The organism is Castellaniella sp., assembly GCF_004321985.1.
Lineage (GTDB): Bacteria > Pseudomonadota > Gammaproteobacteria > Burkholderiales > Burkholderiaceae_B > Castellaniella.
This window is the reverse complement of the sequence record NZ_SCQN01000048.1, coordinates 62,660-88,828: the sequence shown is the minus strand read 5'-3', so window position 1 is coordinate 88,828 and position 26,169 is coordinate 62,660. Positions and strand designations below refer to the sequence as shown.

Below are 26,169 nucleotides of genomic sequence, written 5' to 3'. Positions count from 1 at the left end.
TAATCGAATTCAGGCGGCCTCTGCGCCCGCGCCCAGCCAGCGATCCAGCGCCGACTCGTCTTCCAGCAATGCCTCGCTAGCGCCCGAATACACCACTCGGCCCCGCTCGAGCACCAGGGCCTGTCGCGTGATGGGCAGGATCTGGCGTGCATGCTGCTCAACCAGAATCACGGCCATGCGGCCCTCGGACACCATGCGGTCGATGATATGCAGCAGCTCCTGGGCAATCAGCGGGGCCAGGCCTTCGAGAGGCTCATCGAGCAGCAGGACCTTGGGGTTGAGCATGAGTGCCCGCGCCATGGCGAGCATCTGCTGCTCCCCACCCGAGAGCTGATTGCCCAGGTTCCCACGGCGTTCCTTCAGGCGCGGGAACATGTCGTAGGTCTGATCCAGCGTCCAATCACCCGGGCGCGCCACCACCATCAGGTTTTCCTCGACCGTGAGCGAGCGGAAGATATCGCGCTCTTGCGGCACCCAGCCCAGGCCCGCCTGGGCCCGCAAATGGCTGGGCATCTGGGCAATGTCGCCGCCGCAATACAGGATCTTGCCCCGGCGCAGGCGCGTCACCCCCATGAGAGTCGTCAATAGCGTGGTCTTGCCCATACCGTTGCGCCCCAGCAGCGCCAGGCTGCCACCGGAGTTCAATTCGAATGACACGTCTTCGAGCACCACCGCGTCCCCATACCCCGCCCAGACGTTTTCCATGCGAAGCAGCTCAGACATGGGATTCTCCGAGATAGACTTCCTTGACGCGCGGGTGATGCGCGATGACATCCGGCGTGTCTTCGACCAGCAAGGCCCCGGAGACCAGCACCGAAATACGGTCGGCAAAGCGGAACACCAGGTTCATGTCGTGTTCGATGAGCAGAATGGTGACCTCGCGCGGCAGCTGCGCAATGGTCTCGAAGAGTTCCTGGCTCTCGCCCGTCGGCACACCTGCCGCAGGTTCGTCCAGCAACAGGACCTTGGGCTGCAGGGCCAGCGCGAGCGCGATTTCGATCAGGCGCTGGCGGCCATAGGCCAGATTGCGCGTGGTCTCCAGTGCATCGGGCAACAGCTTCAGCCGCTCCAGAATGGCGGCAGCCTCGTCCACGACTTCTCCCCGGCGTGCGAGCGGGCGCCACCACTGTGTGCCCAACCCCTGGCGTTCGCTCACGGCGAGCGCCACCGATTCCAGCACCGTCATATCCTTGAACAACTGGTTGATCTGGAAGGTGCGCACCAGTCCCCGGCGGCAGCGTTCATGCTGCGGCATGCGGGTGACATCCTGATCCATCAGGATCACGCTGCCAGCCGTCGGTTCCAGATAGCCCGTCAACAGGTTGATGAGCGTGGTCTTGCCGGCGCCATTGGGGCCGATGAGCGCATGGCGGGCGCCTGCGGCGATGGACAGGTTCACCTTGTCGGTGACCACGAAGGCCCCAAAGGTGCGCACCAGATCGCGCGTCTGCAGCACCGGGCTCATGATGCGCCTCCGGTCCTGGCGCGTTCACGGGCCCGCGCCTTCTGGCGCGAGGACTCGATCCACTGCTGCGCCGTGCCCAGGATGCCACCACGCGCAAACAGCACGACGAGCACCAGGATCAAGCCCAGCCAGAACTGCCAGTACTGCGGATTCATGTCCGAGAGGAAGTAGTTGATGACCATGAAGACCACGGCGCCGATGATGCCGCCATACAGGCGCCCGGCCCCCCCGAGGATCAGGATGAGCAGCAGGTCGGCCGATCGCTGGAAGCTCAGCACGTCCAGCGAGACGAACTGATTGGTTTGCGCGAGCAGCGCGCCGGCCACGCCCGCGAAAGCCGCGCCAATCGTGTAGATCTTCACCAGGCGGCGATTCACCGGCACGCCCAGGGCCGGCATGCGCAGCGCATTCATGTGAATGCCGCGCAGGCTCTGGCCGAAGGGTGAGTGCACCAGCCGGCGTGCGAACCAGAACATCACGAAGAGCACCACGACTGAATAGATGAAGCCCACGCGCCCGAACATGTCGAAGTCGAACAACCCCAGAATGGGCTTCACCTCGATGCCCGGCATGCCATCCACGCCGCCCGTGATGCGCGTGAACTTGTTGGCCAGTTCATAGAGCATGAGGGCTACGCCCAGCGTCACCATCAGGCGCGACAGGTCGTTGCCACGCAGCAGCAGGAAGCTGCTCAGGAACCCCAGCAGACCGGCCGCCACCGCCGCCACCAGCAGGCCCAGCAATGGATCACCCAGGCCGTTGATGCCCAGAAACCCCACGGCATAGGCACCCACGCCGAAGAAGGCCGCATGTCCAAGCGAAAGCAGGCCGGCATACCCGAAAATGAGGTCCAGCGACAGCGCGAACAACCCCGTGATGGCAATCTGGCTGAGCAGCAAATAGTTCCCAGGGAACAGGAAGTACGCCGCGATTGGCAGGCACCAGAACAGATATTCCAGCGGCTTCCAGTGCGCCGAGCGGCGATAGCGCGCCAGCAGATCGCGGCCCAGCGAGGCCTGATCGGGGGAAGCCTTGTTCAGAGAAAGTGTCGACATGTCGAAGGCTTAATTGTGCGAGCGGCCGAACAGGCCGTGGGGACGGAAGATCAGAGCTGCGACCATCACCGCGTAGATGATGAAGGCGCCAATCTGCGGAATGTAATATTTGCCAGCTACGTCGGCCACGCCCAACAAGATGGCGGCATAGAGCGAACCCAGGATATTGCCGCTGCCCCCTACGGTCACGACGATGAGGAAGTACACCAGGTACTTCACGGGGAATTCGGGATCCAGCCCCAGCATCTCCACACCCATGGCGCCGCCCAGCCCCGCCAGGGCGGAGCCCAGTGCAAAGGTCAGGCTGAAGACGCGGTTCACATCGATCCCCAGGCCACGCGCAACCTTCTGGTTGTCCACCGAGGCGCGCAGCTTGGCGCCGAACGGCGTCTTGATCACAGACCACTGCAGACCAAAGGCGACAATGAGTCCCACGATGATCAGGAACAGCCGATAAACGCCCACGTCCATGCCCGGCAGATGGATCTGCCCCTGCAGGAAGGCAGGCAGATGCAGCGGTTGTTGCTGCGCGCCGAAGAAATAATGCGCCGACGCCACCGCCATGAAGACCAGACCGATGGAAAACAGCACCTGATCCAGCTCAGAGGCCGAGTACAGGCGCCTGTACAGCGTCTTTTCAAGCAGGATCCCCGCCAAAGCAGGAACGATGATGGCCACGGGCAGCGTCAACAAAAACGGCACGCCATACCGGTTGAGCAACACCACGCAAGCGTAGCCGCCCAGCATCGCAAACGCCCCGTGGGCCAGGTTGATGAAGTTCATCAGCCCCAGAGTGACCGACAGGCCGACGCTGATGAGGAACAACAGCATGCCGAAGGCCACGCCATCGAAGAATATCGTCATGATTCATCCAGAGAAAGGTGGCGGTCCGTGCGCCGGCCCGGGCACGGACCGCCCGCCATATTGGAAGCCCGGGGATCAGCTTTGTTTGCCCGGATCCTTCACTGCCTCGATCTTGTCGAACTCGACGTTCTGCAGCACGCCATCCACCCGCTCGACCTTGCGGATGTAGACATTCTGGATGATATCGCGTGTCTGCGGGTCGATTTCCACCGGGCCGCGCGGGCTCACCCATTTCATGCCCTTCACCGCCTTCATGAAGGCGCCCACGCCGGCATCACCCTTGGTCTTTTCCAGCGCGTTGTAGATCATGTGCATGCCGTCGTACCCGGCCACCGCCACGAAATTCGGGCGATCCTTTGGGTAAGCCTTATGGTAGGCCGCCACGAATGCCTTGTTTTCCGGAGAGTCATGGGCCGCCGAGTAATGGAACGAAGTGATCATGCCAATGGCAGCATCGCCCATCGCGTCGATCACGTCCTCATCGGTCACATCGCCCGTAGCGAGTTCCTTGATGCCAGCCTCCGCCAAGCCACGTTCCTTGAAGCCTTTGGCCAGCGCCACACCCTGTTCGCCGTTAGGCACGAACAGGAACACGGCATCCGGCTTGGCGTCCTTGATGCGCTGCAGGAACGGGGAATAGTCCGGCGTGTTCACCGGGGTGCGGACCTCGCCCACGATCTGGCCGCCCAGGCTGGTGAACGTTTTCTGGAACTGCTTTTCGGCGTCATGACCGGGACCGTAGTCGGCCACCAGCGTGTAGACCTTGCGCACGCCATTCTTGTAGGCCCACTCCGCCATCGGCGCCGTATCCTGCGGCAGCGTCATGGATACGCGAACGATGTTGGGGGATTTCTCCGTGATGGCCGAGGTTGCGGCGTTCAACACCACCATGGGCAGCTTCGCTTCGGTCGCCAGTGGCGCAACCGAGAAGGCGTTCGGCGTCAGCGTGAACCCGGCCAGGATGTCGACCTTGTCCTTGATGATGAGTTCCTGGGCCTGGCGCTTGGCCACAGCGGGCGAAATGCCCGTGTCATCCTTGACGATGATTTTCACCTTGCGGCCGGCGACCGTGTCGCCGCGCTCCGCCATGTACAGATCGATGCCGTGCTGGATTTGCTTGCCGTGTGCGGCGAAGGGGCCGGACATCGGCATGACGATGCCGATCTTCAGGTCCTTGGCTTGCGCCGGATTGAAGGCAGTGGCCGTGCCGAAAGCCAAGGCCATTGCGCCCAAGGTTTTGATGAGTTTCATGGTCTTGCTCCAGATGATGGTGATTTGACTGCGAGTGCTTCTTGGCGTCGGATGCCGGCTGCAACACCGGTCAGCCCTGGAGTTGTTGCTCCAGCTCGTGCAACACTTTGTAGCATGGCAGGACCTGGGCCACGCTGGAATTCGGCTCGCGACCTTCGCGGATCGCAGCGAAGAACTCGCGATCCTGCAGCTCGATGCCGTTCATGGAAACCGCGACCTTGCTCACATCGATGGGCTCGTCGCGACCCGTGACCAGATCGTCGTAGCGCGCCAGATAGGTGGCCGTGTCGCCGATATAGCGAAAGAACGTGCCGAACGGGCCATCGTTGTTGAAGCTCAACGACAGCGTGCAGATGGCGCCGTTCTGTGCCCGGAGCTGGATGGACATGTCCATGGCGATACCCAGTTGCGGGTGGATGGGGCCCTGTAGTGCGTGAGCCTGCACGATGGGGCTGCCGCACTGGTAGGCGAACAGGTCCACCGTGTGCGCCGCATGATGCCACAACAGGTGATCTGTCCAGCTGCGCGGTTCGCCCTTGGCGTTCATGTTCTGGCGGCGGAAGAAGTAGGTCTGCACATCCATCTGCTGGATGTGGAAGTCGCCGCGCGCGATGCGCTGGTGGACATATTGGTGGCTGGGATTGAAGCGCCGCGTATGACCACACATGGCTACCTTGCCGGACTGTTTCGCCAGATCGACCAGCGCCTGAGCCTGAGCCAGGCTATCGGCCATGGGGATCTCGACCTGGACATGCTTGCCCGCACGCAGGCATTCCATGGCCTGTGACGCATGCATCTGGGTCGGCGTGCACAGAATGACCGCGTCGATCTCGGGGCGCTCCAGCGCCTCGGACAGCTCGGTCGTGACGTGGTCTACGCCGTATTGCTGCGCCACCGCGCGGGTTTTGTCCAGCGTACGGCCCACCAGCGACACCACCTGGATGCCACCGATATGCTTGATGCCATCCAGGTGCTTGATGCCGAACGCACCCGCACCCGCCAGGGCAACCTTCAGAACCTTCTCTGCCATTATTGTTCCTCCAGGATCAGGTGGCCGATGGCCGTGTTCGAACCCGGCACATGATAAAAGCGATGTGCCACACGCGGCGCCGGGCCACCGGCCACGTCGGCCAAGGCGCCGCGGGCAATCAGCCACATCACGAGCTCGATGCCTTCAGAACCGGCCTCACGCACATAGTTCACATGCGGCACTTCAGCTTGTGCCGCCGGATTGGCGATCAGCTGATCCATGAAGGCGTTGTCGAATTCCTTGTTGATCAGCCCCGCGCGCGGCCCCTGGAGCTGGTGGCTCATGCCCCCCGTGCCCCAGATCTGGACGTTCAGCGGCTCGTCGTAGGATTCGATGGCGCGACGGATGGCGCGACCCAGCTCGAAGCAGCGCCGGCCCGAAGGCACCGGGTACTGCACGACGTTGACGGCAAAGGGAATCACCGGGCAGGGCCAGGCTTTGGGCTGGCCGCACATCAGCGTGAGCGGTACGGTGAGGCCATGATCCACGTCCATTTTGTGGGCAACGGCCAGATCGAAGTCCTGCTGGATCACCGACTGGGCGATATGCGCCGCCAGCTTGGGGTGGCCGATGACCATGGGCACCGGCCGGGGGCCCCAGCCTTCGTCGGCCGGCTGGAATTCTTCGGCGCAGCCGATGGCGAAGGTAGGAGTGAGATCCAGGCTGAAGGCGGTGGCGTGGTCGTTGTAGACCAGGAAGATCACGTCGGGCGTGTGTTCCTTCATCCACTGTTTGGAGAACTCGTAGCCCTTGAACAGCGGCGCCCAATAGTCCGTACCCGTCTTGCCCAAGTCCACGGCCGCGCCGATGGCCGGTACGTGCGACGTGTAAACGCTGGCTGTAATCCGTGCGTGAGTCTGGCTCATGAGTGCTTCTCTTCGGTCGTGAGGTTGCCTTTCGGGGAACGGCCGCCAGCCAGCATCATGGCGGCGTAGTCTTCCTGTGACATGCCGGTCATGCTGGCCGCCATGTATTGGAAGGAACGGCCGTCGGTGGCGCCGATCTTGGCCAGGAAATAGATATTGCCGCCCAGTTGCAGGCAGCGGTTCAGGTCGCGGTCCAGAACGGCCTGCTTTTGGTCCTCGGTCATGGGCCATTCGTCCAGGTAGGCACGTTCGTTGGCGCGGAAGCGCTCGCGGTTTTCCGCCTTCATGAGAGACATGCAGAATTGGTTGAGATGGTAGCCCTTGCGGGATTGGTCCATATCAAAAACGATGGTGCCCGGGATATCGATATAAGGCTTGTTCAGGGACATGGTTCACCTCCAGTACAAGCGGTTGGGGTTCTCGACCAGGAGCTTGTGTTGCAGCTCGGCGGTCGGGGCAATTTGCGGGATGTAATCGACCAGCAAGCCGTCGTCAGGCATATGCGTCTTCAGATTCGGATGCGGCCAATCCGTGCCCCACAAGACACGATCCGGAAAGGTTTCGACCAAGCGGCGCGCAAAAGGCACCACGTCCTGATAAGCACGCTGCTCGCCGTTCAGGGCGAAGGGCCCAGTCTTGCTCAGCCGTTCAGGGCAAGTAACCTTGCTCCAGACGTTCTTATGTTCGCTCATCAGGCGCACAAAAAGATTGAACTCGGGCCCGTCGGAGGGTTTTGTGACATCCGGCCGCCCCATGTGGTCCACCACCACGAGGGTGGGCAGCGTTGCAAAGAAATCATAGAGTTCAGGCAGGTCCTGGGCTTCAAAATAGACCACGATGTGCCAGCCCAGCGGCGCAATGCGCCGGGCGATATCCAGCAAGACATCATGCGGCGTGAAATCCGCCAGCCGCTTGACGAAATTGAAGCGCGTGCCGCGCACGCCGGCCGCGTGCAGGGCCTGCAGTTCGGCATCCGTGACGTCAGGCGACACCGAAGCCACGCCGCGCGCGCGGCCATTGGAGGCCTTCAGCGCATCAACCAAGGCGCGATTGTCAGTGCCATGGCAGGTAGCCTGCACGATCACGTTCTTCTCAAATCCCAGATGATCGCGCAGGGCAAACAAGGTTTCCTTTGGTGCATCGCAGGGCGTGTACTTGCGCTGCGGCGAATACGGAAACACGGCGCCCGGCCCGAACACATGGCAATGCGCGTCCACGGCGCCAGCCGGCAACCGAAAACGGGGACGACTGGGATCAGCGTAAAAGTCCAGCCAGCCCGGTGTCTTGGTGAAGCCTTCTGCGGTCGTCATGCGAGGGATCCTCAGTCGATGTACTTCAGTCCGGCCTTTTCCAGGCCTTCGCGCATCTTGTAGTAATCCAGCCCCAGCACGCCCGAAGCAAAGATCTCGCGCTTTTTGGTTTCGTTGTCTTCGCGGGCCTGGGCCTTGGCCGCGACCTCTGCCGCTACTGCAGCCGGTACCACCACCACCCCGTCCGCATCGCCCACGACCACATCACCGGGGTTCACGATCGCCCCGGCGCAGACCACCGGGATATTGACGGAGCCCAGAGTCGCCTTGATGGTGCCCCGCGCGTGCACCACACGGCTGAACACCGGGAACCCCATCTCCTCGAGCGTATCCACGTCGCGCACGCCACCGTCGATGATCAGGCCACGCGCCCCGCGCGCCTTGTATGAAGTGGCCAGCAGATCGCCAAAGAAGCCACCGGTGCTCTCATCCGCGCAGCCGGCGACCACCACATCGCCCGGCTGAATCTGTTCGGCCGCTACGTGCAGCATCCAGTTGTCGCCCGGCTGCAGAAGCACCGTCACGGCCGTGCCGCAGACCTTGGCGCCATGCCAGACTGAACGCAGATAAGGTTGCATCAGGCCATCACGCCCCATGGCCTCGTGGATCGTGGCCACGCTCAGGTGGGATAGTTTTTCGACAGCCGACGCATCGGCGCGCTGAATGTTGCGATACACGACACCCAGTTGATTCAGCGGGGTACTCATTTGGTTCAACCTCCGGTTTCAAAGGCCACGGGCCTTCAGGGCGGCATCCAGCCGCGGGTAGACGCGACGCGCATTGCCTTCGTAGATCTGGAAGCGGTCGGCCTCGCTCAAGGTCGTCGCCGCTTCGATGTAGCGCTTCGTATCGTCGAAATAAAATCCGGTGTCAGGGTCCTTGTCACGGACTGCGCCGATCATCTCGGATGCGAACAGCACGTTCTTCACCGGAATCACGCGCGTGAGCAGATCGATGCCCGGCTGGTGATAGACGCACGTATCGAAGTAGATGTTGTCCAGCAGATTGTCCTCGGGCAGCGGCCGCTTCATGCGCAGCGCGATCCCCCGGAAACGCCCCCAGTGATAGGGCACTGCGCCACCGCCATGCGGCACCACGAAGCGCAGGGTCGGGAAGTCCTTGAACAGATCGGACGTCAGGCACTGCATGAAGGCCGTGGTGTCGGCGTTCAGGTAATGCGCCCCGGTCGTGTGGAAGCACGGATTGCAGCTCGTGGAGACGTGAATCATGGCCGGAATGTCGTATTCCACCATCTTCTCGTAAATCGGATACCAGGAGCGGTCCGACAGCGGCGGCGCCGTCCAGTGCCCGCCCGACGGGTCCGGATTCAGGTTGATGGCCACAGCGCCATATTCCTTTACCGATTTTTCCAGCTCAGGAATGCAGGTCGCGGGGGCCACGCCCGGTGACTGCGGCAGCATCGCGGCCATGGCGAAATGCTCCGGGAACAAGTTCGCCACCCGATGGCAGAGCTCGTTGCAGATCGCGGCCCAGGTGCTGGAGACCTTGAAGTCACCGATGTGGTGCGCCATGAAGCTCGCGCGCGGCGAAAAGATCGTCAGATCGGCGCCGCGCTCGCGCATGTAGCGAAGCTGGTTGGTTTCGATGGTCTCACGAATCTCGTCGTCGCTGATGTGCAGATCAGCGGCGCGGGGCATCTGGGCGGGGTCCTTGATGCCGGCGATCTGCCTGTCACGCCAGTCGGCCAGTGCCTGCGGCGCGGTCGTGTAATGCCCGTGGCAATCGATGATCAGAGGTTTTCTGTTCATGGAGTTTCCTGTTTGCTCAGTCCTGTTTCGGTTGCGCCGATCCGGAAATCCGGAACGAGTCCGGAATGATTCCGTGCCCGTTCGGTCACACGGAATGTGATAGAGCCATTATGGACAGAAGTTCATTGATAGATAAGGACATAGGCCCACTAGCTGCTATGCCGAACCGTTATAATGACAAGGATCCCATGCCTGACATTTAGGGTAAACCCTTATATGGACCTGAAACAGCTCGAATATTTTCAGCGCGTGGCCGAACTGGGCAGCTTCACACAGGCGGCCCAGGCGCTGAACATTGCCCAGCCGGCGCTCAGCCGCCAGGTCCGCCGCCTAGAGGTCGAACTGCGCCAGAACCTGCTCAATCGAAACGGCCGCGGCGTGACCACCACCGAAGCCGGCAAGCTGCTGCTGGAACACTGCCGCGGCATTCTGCACCAGGTGGAACGCGCCAAGGAAGACATGGGGCGCGTACAAGGCGCGCTGGCAGGACGCGTGGCACTGGGCATCGCACCCAGCGCCTCCAAGATGCTGACCGTGCATCTCACCCGCCAGTTCCGCAAGCAGCTCCCCAATGCCACACTGTCCATCAGCGAAGGCCTGTCCCTCATGATGCAGGAATGGCTGCTGGCCGGCCGGCTGGACATTGCCCTGCTCTACAATCCCACGGCCTCGGCTGATCTGGCACTGACACCGCTGACCAGCGAATTGCTGTATCTGGTAGGGCCGCGAGGCCCGCATCCGTCCGATCAGCCGATGACGCTGCGGGCCCTGGCTAATGTTCCGCTGGTCATCCCCAACCGGCCCCACACGGTGCGCATGCTGCTGGAGTCGCAGATGGCGCTGATCGGCAGTCGGCCAAACATCCGCCTGGAGATCGACGGCGTACCCGCCATCCTGGACCTGGTTGCCGATGGCGCCGGCTACGCCGTCCTGACGCAGCACGCGGTGCTGACGTCGGCACAGCCTGACCGCTACCACATCCGCGCCATCGTGCAGCCCGAGCTGCCCAGCCGGCTGTACCTGGCCACTGCGCCGGGGCGGATCACCACGCTGACGCAAAAAGCCATGCTGGGCCTGATCCGTTCGACCGTCAGGCAGGTGTATCCATCGGGCATGACGGTGTAAGTGTGTCCGAGGCCATAGGGGTGTCCCGGGAGGATGTCTCCGCCCGCAGCCGCAGCCTGGCGTAGCCACTGGCGGGAAAAGTGGCACGTACCGGGACGCAACCCGGCGCCAGAGCCAGACTCCGCGTCGCCTGTAACAGCGCGCTCACGGCGGTCTGGAGCTCCAGCCTCGCCAGCGGCGCTCCGGGACAGGCATGCGGTCCGCTTCCATAAAGCAGGCTGAGCGCAGGATCGCGATCCAGCCGAAATTCATCAGGATCGCCAAAAACATCTTCGTCGCGATTGGCGGACAGCCAGATCAGGGCAACCCGTTCATCCGGCGCCAGAAGCCTGCCTCGAACCGTCACAGCCCGCGTCACACGGCGCCGGCTCATGACCAGCGGCCCATGGATGCGCAGGATCTCATCGACAGCAGGAGGGATCATGGAGGGCTGTTCGCGCAACCGTTGCTGTAAGGCCGGGCGGACCGCCAGGTATTGCGCCAAGATCCCCAGCGCGGCAGCAATCGTGCTCACTTCTCCCACGGTCCAGTTGCGCACGATACTGGAGATCTGCTCGCCACTCAGCGGCTGGCCATCAACCGTTTCGTTCAACAGGCGAGTGGTGACATCGGGTGGAGCGGATGTTTTCGCCCTCCGGCGCTCGTCCAGCAAGTCCGCCACATAGCCGTCAAACTCACGCGCCACCATCCCCATAGCGTGTGAATCAATCGCGTAGGTCGCCGCATGGTTCTTGAGCATCCACTTGCGCAATGGCCCATGCAGCTTCGCCGGCCACCCCATGAACCGGCACTGCACCTGGACTGCGAACTCCCAGGCAAAGCCAGTCATGAAGTCCGCGTCGTCCGAACGCAGCCAGGCAAACGTCAGGTCTTCGGCCAAGGCCTGGCATGACGGCTCAAAATCCCGCATGCGCCCGACGGAGAAGTAGTCATCGATGACGCGCCGAAAGCGCGTGTGCTGCGGAGGGTCCATCCCATTGGGCACGGACGGATGACGGGCGGACACGACGTTGCTGAACGTCTCCGTATCAATCAGCGCTCGAAGTACATCCGCATGTTTGAAGAAAGAGGTATACCCGTAGCGGCTGCGGGCGACCGGACACACCCGCCGCATATGGTCATAGGCGGCAATCTGATCCCTCTGCACGGCGTCGGAACGTGGATCCCAATCGAAAACAAACTCGTCTGTCATGACAAACCCAAGCCTCAGCCAGACATCGCCGGCCACACGAAAAGTTAGCTTGCTATTTTGAGCCGATGCAGCACGAATCGCGGAGGGCAAGCACCCAGTCTTTGACTTGAATCAAAGTCACAGGCAATGCAATGCCAACCGGTCGGGGAAAGCAGACGATACAGGCACGGCGCGGGAGACGACGGGGCCTGTATCGGTACGGTCAGATCAGTCCCGTCGTCTGGCCTGCTGGATCAAGCGATCGGCGTAGGCCTGCCAGCCGCCCGACTTCTGGATGCCCTCGAACAAGCCCTTGGCGGCGAGCTTCGCGACCCAGTCCTGCTTCTGGGCCGTGGCCGCCGACATGAGTGGCTCGAATCCGGCTTCGCGCACGGTATTGGCAACTTCGCGCATTTCCTCGGCACGGCGCTTGCCATGCTGGACCACGCGGCTGTAGAAATAACGCCCTTCTTCCGGCCAATCGATCGACGGGAAGGTTTCTTTCAGTGTCGGCAGCACGTAGTCTTCGACCCCGTAGGCCCGTGCCGTGGTGTAGCTTTCGACCACCAGCGCTTCCAGGCCCTTGATCATGACGCTACGGCACATCTTGATGGCCGATGCAATGCCCAGTTCGGCCGAGACCGCGTGGGCATCCATGCCCCAGGCGCACAACTGCTGCGCCAGCGATTCCGCATGCGGGCCACCCAGCAACATGGGCACACGGATGCCATGCGGCGGGACCGAACTCATCACCCCTGCTTCCACATAATGGCCGCCGGCGGCCTCGATCACGGCACCGGCCTCGCGTTTGGCGCCGGGCGAAGCCGAGTTCAAGTCCAGGAAGATGGTGCCCGGCTGCAAATGGGCTGCGGCCTCGCGCGCGACGGTAACGGTATTGGACGCGGTCACTGCCGAGATCACCAGGTTGCTGGCCGCGCACAGATCGGATGCCGAACCGCACAACGAGACCTGATCACGGTCAGCCCGCACGCGCAGTGGTTTCGCCTGAGCCGCATCGGCGAGCTTGACGTCCCAGGCGCAGACCGAGTCCATATGGGCAGCCAGGCCGGCACAGAAGATACCGCCCACTTCACCATAGCCGATCAGCCCCAGCCTCGTATCCATTTTGTCCTGCATGATGCGGAGTCTCCCTCGTCAATCCGTACCGGGCCCGCTCGGCGAGCCCACAAGCGCCCCCCACCGGGGACAGAAAATTCCAACGCGTCAGGAAAAACGTTCTGTGTCGATTTCCTTGAATGTGGCGTCGACGTAGCGGGCCCCCGCCACCCGGTCCCGGTCGAACCATCGCGACAGATCCGCACAGGTAGCTTCGTCGAGTGCCAGGTCCGCCGCCCCCAGGTTCTGCTTCAGGTGCGCCAAATTCGTGGTCCCCGGGATGGGAATGACATTGGACCCCTGATGCAGCAGCCAGGCCAGCGCAAGCTGCGATGGCGTGCAGCCGAGTTCCCGCGCCCGCTCGCGCAAAGGCTGCAGTAGCGCCAGATTCCGGGCGTAGGCCTCAGGCTGAAACCGCGGCAGCCGCAGACGCAAATCCGTGGGCGCCAAGCGGGCCAAGTCCGGCAGCCCGTCGGCCAGGTATGCACGCCCAAGCGGACTGAACGACACCAGCGCCACATCCAGGTCGCGGCAGGCTTGAAGCAAGGCAATCTCGACTTCGCGCGTCCACAGGGAGTATTCGTTCTGCACGGCGGCAATGGGGTGCACTGCGTAAGCCTTGCGCAAGGTCTGGGCCGAGACCTCGGACAGGCCGATGTGCCGGATCTTGCCCGCGCGCACCAGATCCGCCAAGGCGCCCACGCATTCTTCGATGGGGACGGATTTGTCCCAGCGGTGCAGGTAATACAGGTCGATGACGTCTGTGCGCAGGCGCTGGAGGGATTCGTCGCAGGTCCGCTTGAGCGTTTCCGGACGGCCATCGATCAGGCGCTTGCCATCCGGACCCCGGAAGATGCCGCATTTGCTGGCCAGCGTAAAGCGAGAGCGATGAGGCGATAGCACCCTTCCCAGCAATTCCTCGTTGGCCCCAAAGCCATACAAGGCTGCCGTGTCGAACAGTGTCACCCCAGCGTCCAGCGCCCCCAGCAGCAGCGCGCGTGCCTGCTCTTCGGGCACCGCAGGCCCGTAGCCGTGCGACAGCCCCATGCATCCCAGGCCGATGGGAAAGACCTGCAGGTCGCCGATTTTGCGTCGTATCGTCATCATTCCTCGATTATCGCCACGAAGCGGCTCGGTGTTAAGGGCCGAACGCCCACTAACAGCTATAACGGCCCGCTATGGACGGCGTCGGGGCAGCGCCCCGAAGAGCCCTGCCCCGATTTCCCCGCCAAGCGGCGACTGACGCTGCGGCTCAGTGGATCACGACTTGCCCGGATCCTTCACAGCCTTGAAGGTATCGAATTCCACGTTCTGCAGCAGGCCATTCACCCGTTCGACCTTGCGGATGTAGACGTTCTGGATGATGTCCCGCGTCTGCGGATCGATTTCCACCGGCCCACGCGGACTCACCCACTTCATGCCCTTGACTGCCGCCATGAAGGTATCACCCTTGGCATTGCCGCCGGTCTTCTTCAGCGCCTCATCGATCAGGTGCATGCCATCGTAAGATGCCACAGCGACCATGTTCGGGCGGACGCCAGGATAGGCCTTTTCGTAGGCCGCCACGAACGCCTTGTTCTCCGGGGAGTCATGCGCGGTGGAATAGTGAAACGACGTGATCATGCCCAGCGCGCTATCGCCCATGGCGCCGATCACATCTTCGGTCACCACGTCGCCCGTGGCCAGCAGCCTGATGCCAGCCTTGTCCAGCCCGCGCTCTTTATAGCCCTTGGCCAGCGACACGCCCTGCTCGCCATTGGGTACGAACGAGAAGATGGCATCCGGCTTCGCGTCCTTGATCTTCTGCAGGAAGGGAGCGAAATCCGGGCTGGTCAGCGGCGTCTGGACCTCGCCCACAATGGTGCCACCGGCGGCAGTGAAGGTCTTCTTGAACTGGGCGGCGGCATCGTGCCCCGGACCATAGTCGGCCACCAGCAGATACACCGAGTGGATGCCATTCTTGGCGGCCCAGGTCGCCATCGGGGCCGCCACCTGAGGCAGCGTCATGGAGGTGCGTACGATGTACGGCGATTTTTCGGTGATGGATGAGGTGGCTGCGTTCAGCACCAGCATGGGGATCTTTGCCTCGGTGGCCAGCGGCGCCACGGCAAATGCGGCCGGCGTCAGACCAAAGCCCGCCAGGATGTCGACCTTGTCCTGAACCAGGAAGTTCTGCGCCTGGCGCTTGCTCAGTGCCGGCGATATGCCTGTATCGTCCTTTTCCAGCAGGATGACCTTGCGCCCGCCCAAGGTGTCGCCATGCTGCTTCAGGTAGAGCTTTGCGCCATTCATGATCTGCTGGCCGGTGGTCGCAAACGGTCCGGACACCGGGACCACCATCCCGATTTTCAGGTCCTGGGCCTGGGCCGCACCCAGGGTACCAGCTACCAGCGTAGCGGTCGCCAGCAATTTGCCAATGGAATGCTTCACGGAATCGTCTCCTTGATTTTATGGAACACTGTGAAACGGGGTTTCAAGTCATGCAGTTTACAGATCCAATACCAGCAACGGTGTGCGCGCCCGTGAGCAGCAAGGCGTGAACTGATCGTTGGCAGCGTGCTCGTCATCCGTCAGGTAGCTGTCGCGGTGGTCAGGGATGCCGGACTTCACGCCCGTCAGGCAAGTCCCGCAAATGCCTTCCTCGCACGATACCGGGATGAAGACCCCCTGGCGATCCAGGGCATGCGTGATCGTTTCATCGGCCGGAATGTCGAAGATTTCCCCGGTGCTGGCAAGCTGCACCTGAAAGGCCACATCCTGGTCTCCGGCCTGGGGCTTGTCGGCTTCGCTCAACGCAAAGCGCTCGAAATGGATCTGGGAATCGGCCACGCCCGCGGCATGGGCCTGGGCACGGATGAATTCGATATAGCCAGCCGGCCCGCAGACGTAGACCTGTGCCTTGCTGTGCGCCGCATTGGCCAGCAACGCCACCACATCCAGGGCCGTCCGGGGCTGGTCATCGAAATGCATATGGGCCCGACCTGTCCCGATCATCGGTTCCAGATCAGCCAGAAAAGCCGCGCGGGCCTGGCTTCGGCAACTGTAGTGCAAGGCAAAGTCCGCATCGCGCCGCCCGAGTTCCAGTGCCATGCAGAAGATGGGAGTAATCCCGATCCCACCCGCGAGCAGGAGACTATGCAGCGACGGCACCAGCTCGAAGCGATTGCGCGGCGCGCTGATCTGCAGCAGATCGCCGGTCTTCACCTGATCGTGCAGCACGATGGATCCGCCGCGCGACTGTGGCTCGCGCAGGATGCCCAGCTGGAAGCGGCTACGGTCCTGGCAATCGCTCATCAGCGAATACTGGCGGATCAGCCCTCCCGGCAGATGAACGTCGATGTGTGCGCCCGGGGTGAATGCCGGCAGCATCCCCCCATCCGCACTGACCAGTTCCAGGCTCACGATGTCCTGGGCTACTTCAGATTTCCCGGCAACCCGGACGGACAGCAAAGTATCAGTCATTCATCTCTCGCGTGTGTCCCTGCCAGGACCAGGCCAAGGCGCCAAATCAGGACCGGGGACATATGGGACTTTAGCCGACTGCGGCCTCTGTCGGCAAAGCACGCTCGGCGACAACCATGTCATCCAGGATGCGATTGGCCCGTACCCCACCGGCATCGATGTTCAGGGCCAGCAGGCGGCGCCCCTCGAAGGCCTCGCGATTGTGCTGCTGCGCCTCCAGAACCGCCAGATCCTGGTTGAAGATCGCGCCCTGGCCCTGGCGAATGGAATCCGTCAGCGCGGAATCGTCCGGCTTGAAATGCCGTGCCATGCCCCAGAAGTACCAGTGTGAGGTTTCTGTCTCGGGCGTCATGAAGTCCACCACGATCGCATACACCCGCTGGGCGGGATCGGCATTGATGCCACCCTGGCCGGCCAGCGCGACGCCCACGTCGATCAGCACGCTGCCCGGCGCCGTGAAGCGCGAATACTGCCAGCGGTCCACCCGGACCTGATCATCGAGACCCTGCGCCCGCATCGCCATCTGCCAGAAGGGCGGCGCGACGATGTCGTGCATTTCGCGGCTGGTCACGACCTGGTTGCCTTCCATGTGCGTTTTGACCGGCGATTGGTCGATTTCGTTCTGACCGATGCTGCCAACGTGAACATACGCTTCGTGCGTGAGGTCCATCAGGTTGTCCACCATCAGGCGGTAGCTGCACTGGATGTGGTAGAGACCGCCGCCAAACGCCCATTCAGGGTTGTTCGACCACGGCAGATCCGGGATTGTGGCAGGGTCGGCCTTCGCCGCATCGCCAGGCCAGATCCAGACGTAGCCGTGCCGCTCTTCGACCGGGTAGCTGCGGATGCAGGGGAAGCCGTTGACGCGCTGCATGGGCATGGACACCGCCTTGCCATGACAATCCATGACCAGGCCGTGGTAGCCGCACATCAGGTTGCCATCCACCACAGAGCCCAGCGACAGGGCGGCGCCCCGATGGGGGCAGAAATCTTCCAGTGCAGCCACTTTGCCTTCCCGGCCCCGATACAGGACGATCTGCAGCCCGCAGATCTTGCGTCCCAACGGTTTGTCGGTAATCTCATCCGGGGTACAGGCAACATACCAGGTGTTCATGGGAAACATGGTCAATCTCCTGAAGAATCGGTGCGGGCGGCAACACGCAGCCGAGGATATGAATCCTAATGTTCAGTACACTGTTATTCAGCACACTGAATATATGACCATTCTACGGACCTGGACTTGTGCGTTGAACTGGTACTAACCCTGAAGGACGGACGATGCCGTGAACGGCGCCCGGCTCTGGTGGTTGTTCAGATGCACCAGCTTTTCCAGCAGTACCATGAACTGCGATTCTTCCTCGGGAGAGAATTTTTCGAAGATGCGCCGGTGCAGGCGGCTGATGCCGTCATTGACCTCGACCAGCAAATCACGACCGGCCTGTGTCAGCGACAGCCTGCGCTGGCGCCGGTCGGCGGGATCCACATCGCGCGCCAGCAACCCCTTTTCCTCGAGTCTGGTGGCAACGCTGGCGGCCGTGGACGTATCGATGGCCGCCAGCCCCGCCATGGAGACCTGGTCGATCTGGGGATTGTCCATGACCACGCACAGGATAGCGTATTGTATGGGTGTCACACGGTTGCCGATCTCATCGTGAAAGATGGAAGCCGAGATCTGCTGCGCACGCCGCAGCAGGTGACCCGGTTGAACATACAGGGGCTCGTACAGAATGGAATCCGACATGCAGGGTCTCGCGATGCTCCGCTGGGCTTGCGGTCCAGAATACCCGGGGGACCCGGGAGACGCTGCCCTGAGGCGTCCAGCCCAGATTATCACTCCGAAAGCCGGTCGAAGCCCGCAGGGCATGACCGCCCCACCCAACTGGCTTCATTTCACCCGAGAACCAGAACCATGACCCATCGACCCGCACCCACCTGGATCCTGCTGCACGGACTGCTGTGCGACGCGGACACCTGGGCCGACTTCATCGGCCCTCTTTCACGCACCAGCCCGGTGCTGGCGGCGAAGCTCAGCGGCATCACTTCACTGCCCCAGACAGCACAGGCCATCCTGCAACAGACGGCTGGGCCCATCATCGCCGTCGGGCATTCCATGGGGGGCCGCGTCGCGCTGGAAATGGTGCGACAGGCGCCCGACCGCATCGGCGGGCTGGTGCTGATGAACACCGGCTACAAGGGCCTGGGTCCGGACGAAATCGGCCGACGACAGGCCATCGTGCAGGCAGCACAGGCCGGCGGCATCGAGGCTATCGTGGACGACTGGCTGGCGGGGATGATCACCTCGACAACGCCAAGCAACGCAGCGCTGATGCAGCGCATGCGCACCATGGTGCTGCGCTCCACCGTGGCATCGTTCGCGGGACAGATCCAGGCGCTCATCGAGCGGCCCGATGCGACCGACCTGCTTCCCCTGATCGCCTGCCCCACCCTGCTCATGAGCGGCACCGAAGACCGCTGGAGCCCTCTGGCGCGACACGAAGCCATGGCCAAGGTCATCCCCAGCGCGGAACTCCACGCCGTTCGGGAAGCGGCGCACATGGCGCCTTTCGAGGCGCCAGCCACCTGTCTGGAGCACATTCTGGAATGGGCCATGCGCCACGAACTGACGGCACCGTGAGCGGCCGGCTTGGCCGACGGCGCCCGCACCATGGCGGCGCCGGTGACGTTCAGTCTATTCTCTCCAACGGCAAGCCAACGTAGTTTTCGGCAATGCAAGTCCGTGCCGCCACCGAACCCAGCGTATAGGCGGCCTCGGTCTCCTGCAGCCGCTGGCTGAACGGATCGTGATCGAAACGATGCAGGACGGAAGTCATCCACCAAGTAAAGCGCTCCGCCTTCCAGACGCGCCGCAGACAGATTTCAGAATAGCGCTGCAGGGCCTCCGGCTGCTTGTCCAGATACGCCTTGCGCAGCAGGTGGTAGAGCGCGTACACATCACTGGCAGCCAGATTCAGGCCCTTGGCGCCGGTGGGCGGCACGATGTGAGCCGCATCGCCCAACAGGAACAGATTGCCATACTGCATGGGTTCCGCGACAAAGCTGTGCAGCGGTGCAATGCTCTTTTCCAGCGAAGGGCCGGTTTCGAGCTTGGCCGCGACATCCGGCGCTAGCCGGTTCTTCAATTCATCCCAGAAACGATCATCAGACCAGTTCTCGACCTTCTCGCCTTGTGGGACTTGAAGATAATACCGGCTGCGGGTCAGTGACCGCTGGCTGCACAGGGCAAAGCCACGCGGGTGATTGATGTAGATGAGCTCATGTTCGACCGGATGCGTATCGGCCATGAGTCCGAGCCAGCCAAAAGGATAGGTGCGCTCGAACTCGCGAATCCTGTCACGCGGAATGGCCTGGCGCGACGGACCGTGGAAACCGTCACAGCCAGCAATGTAATCGCACTCCAGCGTCTGCTGCTGGCCGTCCTTCACATAGGTGACGGACGGGTGATCCGACGCGATGTCGTGCAATTTGACCTGGTCGACTTCATAGATGCTCGAAGCGCCTTTGGTCTTGCGGGCCTTCATCAGATCACGCGTGACCTCGGTCTGGCCATACACCATGATGCTCGTGCCGCTCAGGCCCTTCAGGTCGATGCGCGTGCGCTCACCGTTCACGAAAATCGAGAAACCATCGTGAATGTGGCCCTCGCGCTCCATGTGCTCGGCCACGCCCGCCTCGCGCAGCAGTGCGACCGTGCCATGCTCCAGGACGCCCGCCCGGATACGGCTCAGCACATAGTCCGGGCTGCGCCGCTCCAGAATCACGTTATCGATGCCGCAACGATGCAAAAGCTGCCCCAGCAGCAGCCCTGACGGGCCAGCACCGATGATGGCTACCTGTGTTTTCATTCCTGTTCTCCGTCCCGACCCCTGCGCCCCTTTGGCGCGGCCTCTTCATCTTCAGCATGGTGCGCCAGCCCAGGGACTATTTGAATGGATTTTTAGAGGCTAAAATTACCAAAATGGCATCACTTGATTTCGCACCCCTCTTCAAACTGTACGGTGGCCAGGACGAATGGCCGACGGCTGAAATGGTGCACTGCGAAACCATCGCTGCACGCAGCCGCTTGCACAATTGGCATATACGCCCCCACCGACACTCAGGGCTCTATCAGATCCTGTCGCTGCACCATGGCGAAGCCACGATCTGGCTGGATGACACACGGCTGCGGCTGGCCGGTCCCGGCGCTGTGGAAATCCCGCAGGCCTTCGTACATGGCTATGACTTCACGACGAGCTGCGACGGCCACGTCGTCACGATCGCCTACCCGCTGCTCGCCCGACTGGTCCACCATCTGGATCCCAAGGCATCCATCCCCGACCGCCCAGCTGTCCACCGCCTCGACGAACGATCATCCGCCCAAGCCCTGCATGAGGCATGCACCCAGCTGCAGGCACAATATGCCGGTGCGCAACCCTATCGAGAAGCTCAGCTCGAGGCCTGGCTCACACTGCTCTACGCGCGGCTGCGTAGCAGCCGCCCTGAAGGCTCACCCCGCCCCGCGCGATCACGCGGGCTGACGCACTATGCACGCTTCACCGAACTGCTGGAGAACGCATTCGCCAGCCATCACGACGTGGCCTGGTATGCCGGCCAGACGGGGCTCACGCCCGCTCACTTGAACGTGGTGACACGCACCCACGCGAACAAGTCCCCGTTGCGACTCATCCACGAGCGGCTGACGCTGGAAGCCAACCGCTGCCTGCTGTATACGCCGCTCACCATCAGTGAAATCTCGGATTCGCTGGGCTTTGCCGAACCGGCCCATTTCACACGGTTCTTTCGCAACGCGTCTGGCGAGTCGCCCCGAGACTTCCGCCGCCGGGCCGCCAGTACCATTGTCTGGGAATCGGGTGGCTCGACCGTAGAATGAAGAAGGCCTTCCCCAGGGAAGGCCTTCTTCATTCGCATGATCACACCAGATCAAATTGCCCGATTCACTGCCCCTCGAGAAAGCTCTTGAGCTTGTCGGCGCGGCTGGGGTGGCGCAGCTTGCGCAGCGCCTTGGCCTCGATCTGGCGGATGCGCTCGCGCGTCACATCGAATTGCTTGCCGACCTCTTCCAGCGTCTGGTCGGTGCTCATCTCGATGCCGAAGCGCATGCGCAGGACCTTGGCCTCGCGCGGCGTGAGCGAATCCAGGACTTCCTTCACCACGTCACGCATGGAGCCATGCAAGGCGAAGTCCGAGGGCGACACGGTACCCGTGTCCTCGATGAAGTCCCCCAGATGGGAATCGTCGTCATCGCCAATTGGTGTCTCCATGGAGATCGGTTCCTTGGCGATCTTCAGAATCTTCCGGACCTTGTCCTCTGGCATGTCCATCTTCTGTGCCAGCGTCGCCGGATCGGGCTCGGCACCGGTCTCTTGCAGAATCTGCCGATTGATGCGATTCATCTTGTTGATGGTCTCGATCATGTGCACCGGAATGCGAATGGTGCGCGCCTGATCGGCAATGGAACGCGTGATGGCCTGACGAATCCACCATGTCGCATAGGTGGAGAACTTGTAGCCGCGACGATATTCGAACTTGTCCACCGCCTTCATGAGGCCGATGTTGCCTTCCTGGATCAGATCCAGGAACTGCAGCCCGCGATTGGTGTATTTTTTGGCGATCGAAATCACCAGCCGCAGGTTGGCCTCGGTCATCTCGCGCTTGGCCTTGCGGGCCTTCGCCTCGCCCGTGGCCATACGCTTGTTGACGTCCTTCAGGTCCTTCAGCGGCAATACCACCTGACGCTGCAGCTCGATGAGCTTCTGCTGGATTTCCTGGACCGCCGGCGCATGGCGCGACAGAGTCTCGGAATAATCATGGCCGGCCGCGATTTCGTCGTTCACCCATTCCAGGTTGGTCTCGTTACCCGGAAAATCCCGGATGAAATGCCCGCGCGGCATGCCCGCCCGGGTCACGCAGATGGACAGCGCCGCGCGTTCCTGGGCGCGGACCTGGGCAACCTGGGCCCGCAACGCATCCGCAAGCCGCTCCACCATCTTTGCGGTGAAGCGCACCCCCAGCAGTTCGGCGTGGATGGCTTCGCGGGCCTGAACGTAGGCTGGCGAACGATAGCCTTCGGCTTCGAAGGCCTTGCGCATCTTGTCGAACCAGGTTTCCACCACCTCGAATTTTTTCAACGCCTTGGTGCGCAGGTATTCGAGCTGCTTGCTGCTCATCCCGCCCGCCGGCCCGTCGTCCTCGTCAGACGACACGCCAGAGCCCGCATAGTCCTCACCGTCCTCATCCACCAGGCCGTCGACGACCTCATCGATCTGTGCGGAGCCGTCGCGGACACGGCGGATGTGTTCCAGGATTTCATTGACCGTCGTCGGGCAGGCGGCAATCGCCATGACCATGTGCTTGAGGCCATCTTCGATGCGCTTGGCGATCTCGATTTCGCCTTCGCGGGTCAGGAGTTCAACCGTTCCCATTTCGCGCATGTACATGCGCACCGGATCGGTCGTCCGGCCAAAATCGGAATCCACCGTCGTCAGCGCGGCCTCGGCCTCGTCCTCGACGTCGTCGTCGCTGGACGCCGAGGGGACGTTGTCGCTCATGAGCAGGGTCTCGGCATCGGGCGCCTGGTCGTAGACCTTGATCCCCATGTCATTGAACGTGCTGATGATGCCATCGATCGCCTCGGCGTCCACCAGGTCGTCGGGCAAATGGTCGTTGATTTCGCCGTAGGTCAGATAGCCGCGATCCTTGCCCAGCTTGATCAGGATCTTCAGGCGGTTGCGCCGGGCTTCTTGTTCTTCCGGGGTCATCTGGCTGCGCGCGGGGCTTTCTTTCTCGCCTTTCGCACGCTTGCCGCCGCGCTTGGGCAGCGGCTTCAGGTCGGGGATGACCTCGCCGCCATCGGCGTCGTCATCCACATAATCAGCGCCATCGCCGTTCGCGTTCTTGGCCGGGCGACCAGGCTTGCGGCCCGTGGCGATTTTCGGCGCGCGCGGTTTGGCAGCGGACTTTTCGTCTTTGTCCTTGGAAACGACTTTCTTTGCAGCCGCCGCAGGCTTGGCGGCAGCCACGACCGGTTGGGCGGCAGGCTTTCTGGTCGGCTTGTCCGACTTGGCTGCAGCACCAGCGGCCGCAGCCGACTTCGCACCCGTCTTTGTGCTGGCCCCCTTCACCACGGTCTCGAGCTCGGGGCTTTCCGCCTTGGTCTTCCTGGACACCGTTTTTTTGGTGGCCACAGGGGTCTTGCCAGTTCCTTGGGTCATGTGTCTTTCCCGTTGACGCTCAACTTATTGAAAATCATGTATTTTACTTCACCTGCCGGGAAGATTCATCCCGCAGCCGCCTTCAGGCGGGCCAGGCGCCTGCTCAATTCCTGGTAACGGCGGCGCTCACCATCCGTGGTCAACCCACCCTGGATGAGCCTGTCACACTGTTCCTGGACCGCCTGGCGCTCCAGCACCCGAAGGGCGTCGTCCCACTCGGCCTGCGGATCAGGCAGGTCGTGCACCAGCAGTTCCGTGGAAAGATCCTGAATCGCATGCGCCAGATCCGAATCCGGATCGGCCGCCTCCAGCAATGCACCCGCATGTGTCGCGCCGCACCTGCTGACCAGCCGGACCAGATCACTCACCAGAGTCAGATGGGGATGCCGGGCCAACAATTCAAGTTGCTGATCGCCCAGCCGCACCACCAGATCCGGATGCGCAAGCAGCAGCCGCAGCAGTCGGCGCGCCATGGGGGTGACCAGCCGCGCCGCCGAACGGCGCCCAGGCCGCTGCCGGCCCGATGCCGCACGACCGGCAGGGATCGCACCCTCCAGCCCCTGGGTGCGCATCCAAGCGGGTTCATCGGCGTAAACACCCGACCCGTCATGCGGCGTCGAACCACGGGCAGCAATGGGCACACCCGAGAAAGCAGCGCCTGACGCTACATCGCCCGAACCGCCGACGCCGCCAGCCGCCGGCGACGGTGCAAAACGGTGAGGGTCCGGATCCTGAGCCAGCATCCGGCTGAGTTCCTCGGGAGTCAGGCGTACCCGTTGTGCAAACTCCCGCTCCACCTGCAGGCGATACCCGCCTTCGGGCATCTGCGCGAACAGCGGACGCGCCTCGTGCACACAGGCCGCCCGGCCCTCGGCCTCGGCCAGATCATGACGCGCCGCCATTTCGTCGAGCATGAACCGCGACAGCGGAATCGCCTCATCCAGGCAGGCGCGCAGCGCCTGGGCGCCATACGCCCGGATGTACGAGTCGGGGTCGTGTTCCTGCGGCAGGAACAGAAACCGCATCGAAACATCCTCGGCCACCCAGGGCAGGCAGGCCTGGAGAGCGCGCCACGCCGCCTTGCGGCCCGCGTTGTCACCGTCGAAGCTGAAGACGATACGGTCGCTGGCACGACGCAGCTTCTGAATGTGATTGGCAGTGGTCGACGTACCCAGCGTGGCGACGGCGTTGGTCAACCCGAACTGCGCCAGCGCCACCACATCCATGTAGCCCTCGACGACCAGCACACAGCCCTCGGTGTGAATGCCGCCGCGAGCCTCATGCAGGCCGTAGAGTTCATTGCCTTTCGAGAACAGCGGGGTCTCCGGAGAATTCAGGTACTTGGGCTCACCCGCCTCGATCAACCGCCCGCCGAACCCGACGAGCTTCCCGCGAGAGTTGCGGATGGGGAACATAATCCGCGACCGGAATCGGTCATGCCGCCGGCCGTCCTCGGCTTCGATCACCAGACCGGACTCCAGCAGCGCCGGATCCTCGTAATGCGAAAACAGGCTGGCCAGCCCGCGCCGGTCAGAGCCCGCCCAGCCCAGCCCGAACCGGGCGGCAATCTCGCCGCTCAGGCCACGCCGCTTCAGATAGGCGATGGCGTCGGGCGCTTGCTTCAAGGAAGCGCGGTAATGCGCCTGAGCCTGCTCCAGGATCTGTTGCTGGCGAGAACCCTCTTCGCGGCGCTCGCGCTCCGCTGCCTTCTGGCGAGGCGTCCGGGGCTCTTCGGGCACCGTCATGCCGACGCCGGCCGCCAGCGTACGCACGGCTTCGGGAAACGAAGCCCCGGTGTGCTCGGTCAGAAAACGGAGAGCGCTTCCGTGCGCCCCACAGCCAAAACAGTGATAGAACTGCTTGGTGGGACTGACGGTGAAAGACGGAGTCTTTTCAGTATGAAAAGGGCACAAACCCAGCAGGTTTGCGCCCCCTTTGCGCAACTGGACGTAGCGGCCGACAACATCGACGATATCGACGCGCGCCAGCAACTCCTGAATGAAAGATTCAGGGATCAATCAATAGAGACGCGGCGGCAGTTGCTGACTGCGGATGCGCTTGTAGTGACGCTTGACGGCGGCGGCACGCTTGCGCTTGCGCTCGGCCGTAGGCTTCTCGTAGAACTCGCGCGAACGCAGTTCCGTCAACAACCCGGTCTTCTCGATAGTGCGCTTGAAGCGCCGCAGGGCAGCCTCGAAGGGCTCGTTTTCTTTGAGGCGGACAATCGGCATTCAGAATCCTTAAAGCCTGTGTATGGTTCAGGGCCCGCGGTGTGAAATCCAGACGGTCATCGCTGAAAAAGCGCATGACAGGACCAGAAAGCCCGATTCGACCCAGGTTAGAGTTGGTGAAACTAGATAACAAGAAATTCTAGCATGAATCCAGGACCGGAGGCCATCGCCCGCCGCCGTCGCGTCGGATCACGCATCCGGCATGCCGCACACGGCGGGCATGGT

Annotated in this window: 25 protein-coding genes; 3 read left to right on the top strand and 22 right to left on the bottom strand. The window is 62.5% G+C overall.

The features are described from left to right. Positions 1–9 precede the first annotated feature (9 nt). The 11 genes from EPN31_RS13415 to EPN31_RS13365 all read right to left on the bottom strand — a co-directional run bounded on the left by EPN31_RS13415 (position 10) and on the right by EPN31_RS13365 (position 9,595). On the bottom strand, positions 10–723 hold the full coding sequence (locus EPN31_RS13415) for an ABC transporter ATP-binding protein (RefSeq protein ID WP_291774046.1): 714 nt from the start codon (positions 721–723) through the stop codon (positions 10–12). Further along, positions 716–1,465 (bottom strand): ABC transporter ATP-binding protein, encoded by a 750-nt coding sequence (locus tag EPN31_RS13410; protein ID WP_291774044.1) that lies wholly within the window; start codon positions 1,463–1,465, stop codon positions 716–718. Before EPN31_RS13410 ends, EPN31_RS13415 begins: the two co-directional genes overlap by 8 nt. Further along, positions 1,462–2,520: a branched-chain amino acid ABC transporter permease gene (locus EPN31_RS13405; RefSeq protein WP_291774042.1), complete on the bottom strand. Its 1,059-nt coding sequence runs from the start codon at positions 2,518–2,520 to the stop codon at positions 1,462–1,464. The genes EPN31_RS13410 and EPN31_RS13405 overlap by 4 nt, the downstream gene beginning before the upstream one ends. A 9-nt stretch (positions 2,521–2,529) precedes the next feature. Continuing rightward, complete coding sequence (locus EPN31_RS13400) at positions 2,530–3,384, bottom strand: branched-chain amino acid ABC transporter permease (RefSeq protein WP_291774040.1); 855 nt, start codon at positions 3,382–3,384, stop codon at positions 2,530–2,532. Between the two features lie 75 nt (positions 3,385–3,459). Then, positions 3,460–4,635 (bottom strand): ABC transporter substrate-binding protein, encoded by a 1,176-nt coding sequence (locus tag EPN31_RS13395; RefSeq protein ID WP_291774038.1) that lies wholly within the window; start codon positions 4,633–4,635, stop codon positions 3,460–3,462. A 70-nt stretch (positions 4,636–4,705) separates the two neighbouring features. Further along, positions 4,706–5,665: a Gfo/Idh/MocA family oxidoreductase gene (locus EPN31_RS13390; protein WP_291774037.1), complete on the bottom strand. Its 960-nt coding sequence runs from the start codon at positions 5,663–5,665 to the stop codon at positions 4,706–4,708. Next, a complete protein-coding gene (locus tag EPN31_RS13385) occupies positions 5,665–6,531 on the bottom strand; it encodes a class III extradiol dioxygenase subunit beta (protein ID WP_291774035.1) in 867 nt (288 codons plus the stop codon). The genes EPN31_RS13390 and EPN31_RS13385 overlap by 1 nt, the downstream gene beginning before the upstream one ends. Next, a complete protein-coding gene (gene ligA, locus EPN31_RS13380) occupies positions 6,528–6,920 on the bottom strand; it encodes a protocatechuate 4,5-dioxygenase subunit alpha (RefSeq protein WP_291774033.1) in 393 nt (130 codons plus the stop codon). Before ligA ends, EPN31_RS13385 begins: the two co-directional genes overlap by 4 nt. A 3-nt stretch (positions 6,921–6,923) precedes the next feature. Further along, on the bottom strand, positions 6,924–7,841 hold the full coding sequence (locus tag EPN31_RS13375) for an amidohydrolase family protein (protein ID WP_291774031.1): 918 nt from the start codon (positions 7,839–7,841) through the stop codon (positions 6,924–6,926). An 11-nt stretch (positions 7,842–7,852) separates the two neighbouring features. Beyond that, positions 7,853–8,548, bottom strand: a complete 696-nt coding sequence (gene ligK / locus EPN31_RS13370) for a 4-carboxy-4-hydroxy-2-oxoadipate aldolase/oxaloacetate decarboxylase (RefSeq protein ID WP_291774029.1) — start codon at positions 8,546–8,548, stop codon at positions 7,853–7,855. A gap of 18 nt (positions 8,549–8,566) precedes the next feature. Further along, entirely contained in the window at positions 8,567–9,595 is a 1,029-nt protein-coding gene (locus tag EPN31_RS13365; RefSeq protein ID WP_291774175.1) for an amidohydrolase family protein, read from the bottom strand. A gap of 231 nt (positions 9,596–9,826) precedes the next feature. On the opposite strand from EPN31_RS13365, the gene EPN31_RS13360 reads away from it, so the two are divergent. Beyond that, positions 9,827–10,735: a LysR substrate-binding domain-containing protein gene (locus EPN31_RS13360; RefSeq protein WP_291774026.1), complete on the top strand. Its 909-nt coding sequence runs from the start codon at positions 9,827–9,829 to the stop codon at positions 10,733–10,735. Here the strand turns inward: EPN31_RS13360 and EPN31_RS13355 are convergent. From EPN31_RS13355 to EPN31_RS13325, 7 genes are all read right to left on the bottom strand, one after another. Next, positions 10,701–11,927, bottom strand: coding sequence for a cytochrome P450 (locus EPN31_RS13355; RefSeq protein WP_291774024.1), 1,227 nt, complete (start codon positions 11,925–11,927; stop codon positions 10,701–10,703). The genes EPN31_RS13360 and EPN31_RS13355 overlap by 35 nt on opposite strands. A gap of 207 nt (positions 11,928–12,134) precedes the next feature. Then, the gene (locus tag EPN31_RS13350) at positions 12,135–13,031 is read right to left on the bottom strand and encodes an NAD(P)-dependent oxidoreductase (RefSeq protein ID WP_291774173.1); all 897 of its coding nucleotides are present in this window, start codon (positions 13,029–13,031) and stop codon (positions 12,135–12,137) included. Between the two features lie 99 nt (positions 13,032–13,130). Then, positions 13,131–14,129, bottom strand: coding sequence for an aldo/keto reductase (locus EPN31_RS13345; protein WP_291774022.1), 999 nt, complete (start codon positions 14,127–14,129; stop codon positions 13,131–13,133). A 153-nt stretch (positions 14,130–14,282) separates the two neighbouring features. Then, positions 14,283–15,362, bottom strand: a complete 1,080-nt coding sequence (locus EPN31_RS13340) for an ABC transporter substrate-binding protein (protein ID WP_291774171.1) — start codon at positions 15,360–15,362, stop codon at positions 14,283–14,285. A gap of 147 nt (positions 15,363–15,509) precedes the next feature. Next, entirely contained in the window at positions 15,510–16,484 is a 975-nt protein-coding gene (locus tag EPN31_RS13335) for a PDR/VanB family oxidoreductase (protein WP_291774021.1), read from the bottom strand. Positions 16,485–16,554: 70 nt separating this feature from the next. Next, positions 16,555–17,607: an aromatic ring-hydroxylating dioxygenase subunit alpha gene (locus EPN31_RS13330; RefSeq protein ID WP_291774019.1), complete on the bottom strand. Its 1,053-nt coding sequence runs from the start codon at positions 17,605–17,607 to the stop codon at positions 16,555–16,557. A gap of 135 nt (positions 17,608–17,742) precedes the next feature. Further along, positions 17,743–18,225, bottom strand: coding sequence for a MarR family transcriptional regulator (locus tag EPN31_RS13325; protein WP_291774017.1), 483 nt, complete (start codon positions 18,223–18,225; stop codon positions 17,743–17,745). Between the two features lie 168 nt (positions 18,226–18,393). Between EPN31_RS13325 and EPN31_RS13320 the strand changes: the two genes are divergently transcribed. Further along, complete coding sequence (locus EPN31_RS13320; RefSeq protein ID WP_291774015.1) at positions 18,394–19,119, top strand: alpha/beta hydrolase; 726 nt, start codon at positions 18,394–18,396, stop codon at positions 19,117–19,119. Between the two features lie 49 nt (positions 19,120–19,168). Here EPN31_RS13320 and pobA read toward each other — a convergent pair whose 3' ends face one another. Next, on the bottom strand, positions 19,169–20,347 hold the full coding sequence (pobA, locus tag EPN31_RS13315; RefSeq protein WP_291774014.1) for a 4-hydroxybenzoate 3-monooxygenase: 1,179 nt from the start codon (positions 20,345–20,347) through the stop codon (positions 19,169–19,171). 113 nt (positions 20,348–20,460) lie between these two features. On the opposite strand from pobA, the gene EPN31_RS13310 reads away from it, so the two are divergent. Next, positions 20,461–21,372 carry a helix-turn-helix domain-containing protein gene (locus EPN31_RS13310; protein ID WP_291774012.1) on the top strand — a complete coding sequence of 304 codons (912 nt, stop codon included), beginning with the start codon at positions 20,461–20,463 and terminating at the stop codon, positions 21,370–21,372. Positions 21,373–21,436: 64 nt separating this feature from the next. On the opposite strand, the gene rpoD is transcribed toward EPN31_RS13310, so the two are convergent. The 3 genes from rpoD to rpsU form a co-directional block, all read right to left on the bottom strand. Beyond that, positions 21,437–23,713 carry an RNA polymerase sigma factor RpoD gene (gene rpoD / locus EPN31_RS13305; protein WP_291774010.1) on the bottom strand — a complete coding sequence of 759 codons (2,277 nt, stop codon included), beginning with the start codon at positions 23,711–23,713 and terminating at the stop codon, positions 21,437–21,439. A 65-nt stretch (positions 23,714–23,778) separates the two neighbouring features. After that, positions 23,779–25,731: a DNA primase gene (gene dnaG / locus EPN31_RS13300; protein WP_291774008.1), complete on the bottom strand. Its 1,953-nt coding sequence runs from the start codon at positions 25,729–25,731 to the stop codon at positions 23,779–23,781. After that, entirely contained in the window at positions 25,732–25,944 is a 213-nt protein-coding gene (gene rpsU, locus EPN31_RS13295) for a 30S ribosomal protein S21 (protein ID WP_043681943.1), read from the bottom strand. Between the last annotated feature and the right edge of the window lie 225 nt (positions 25,945–26,169).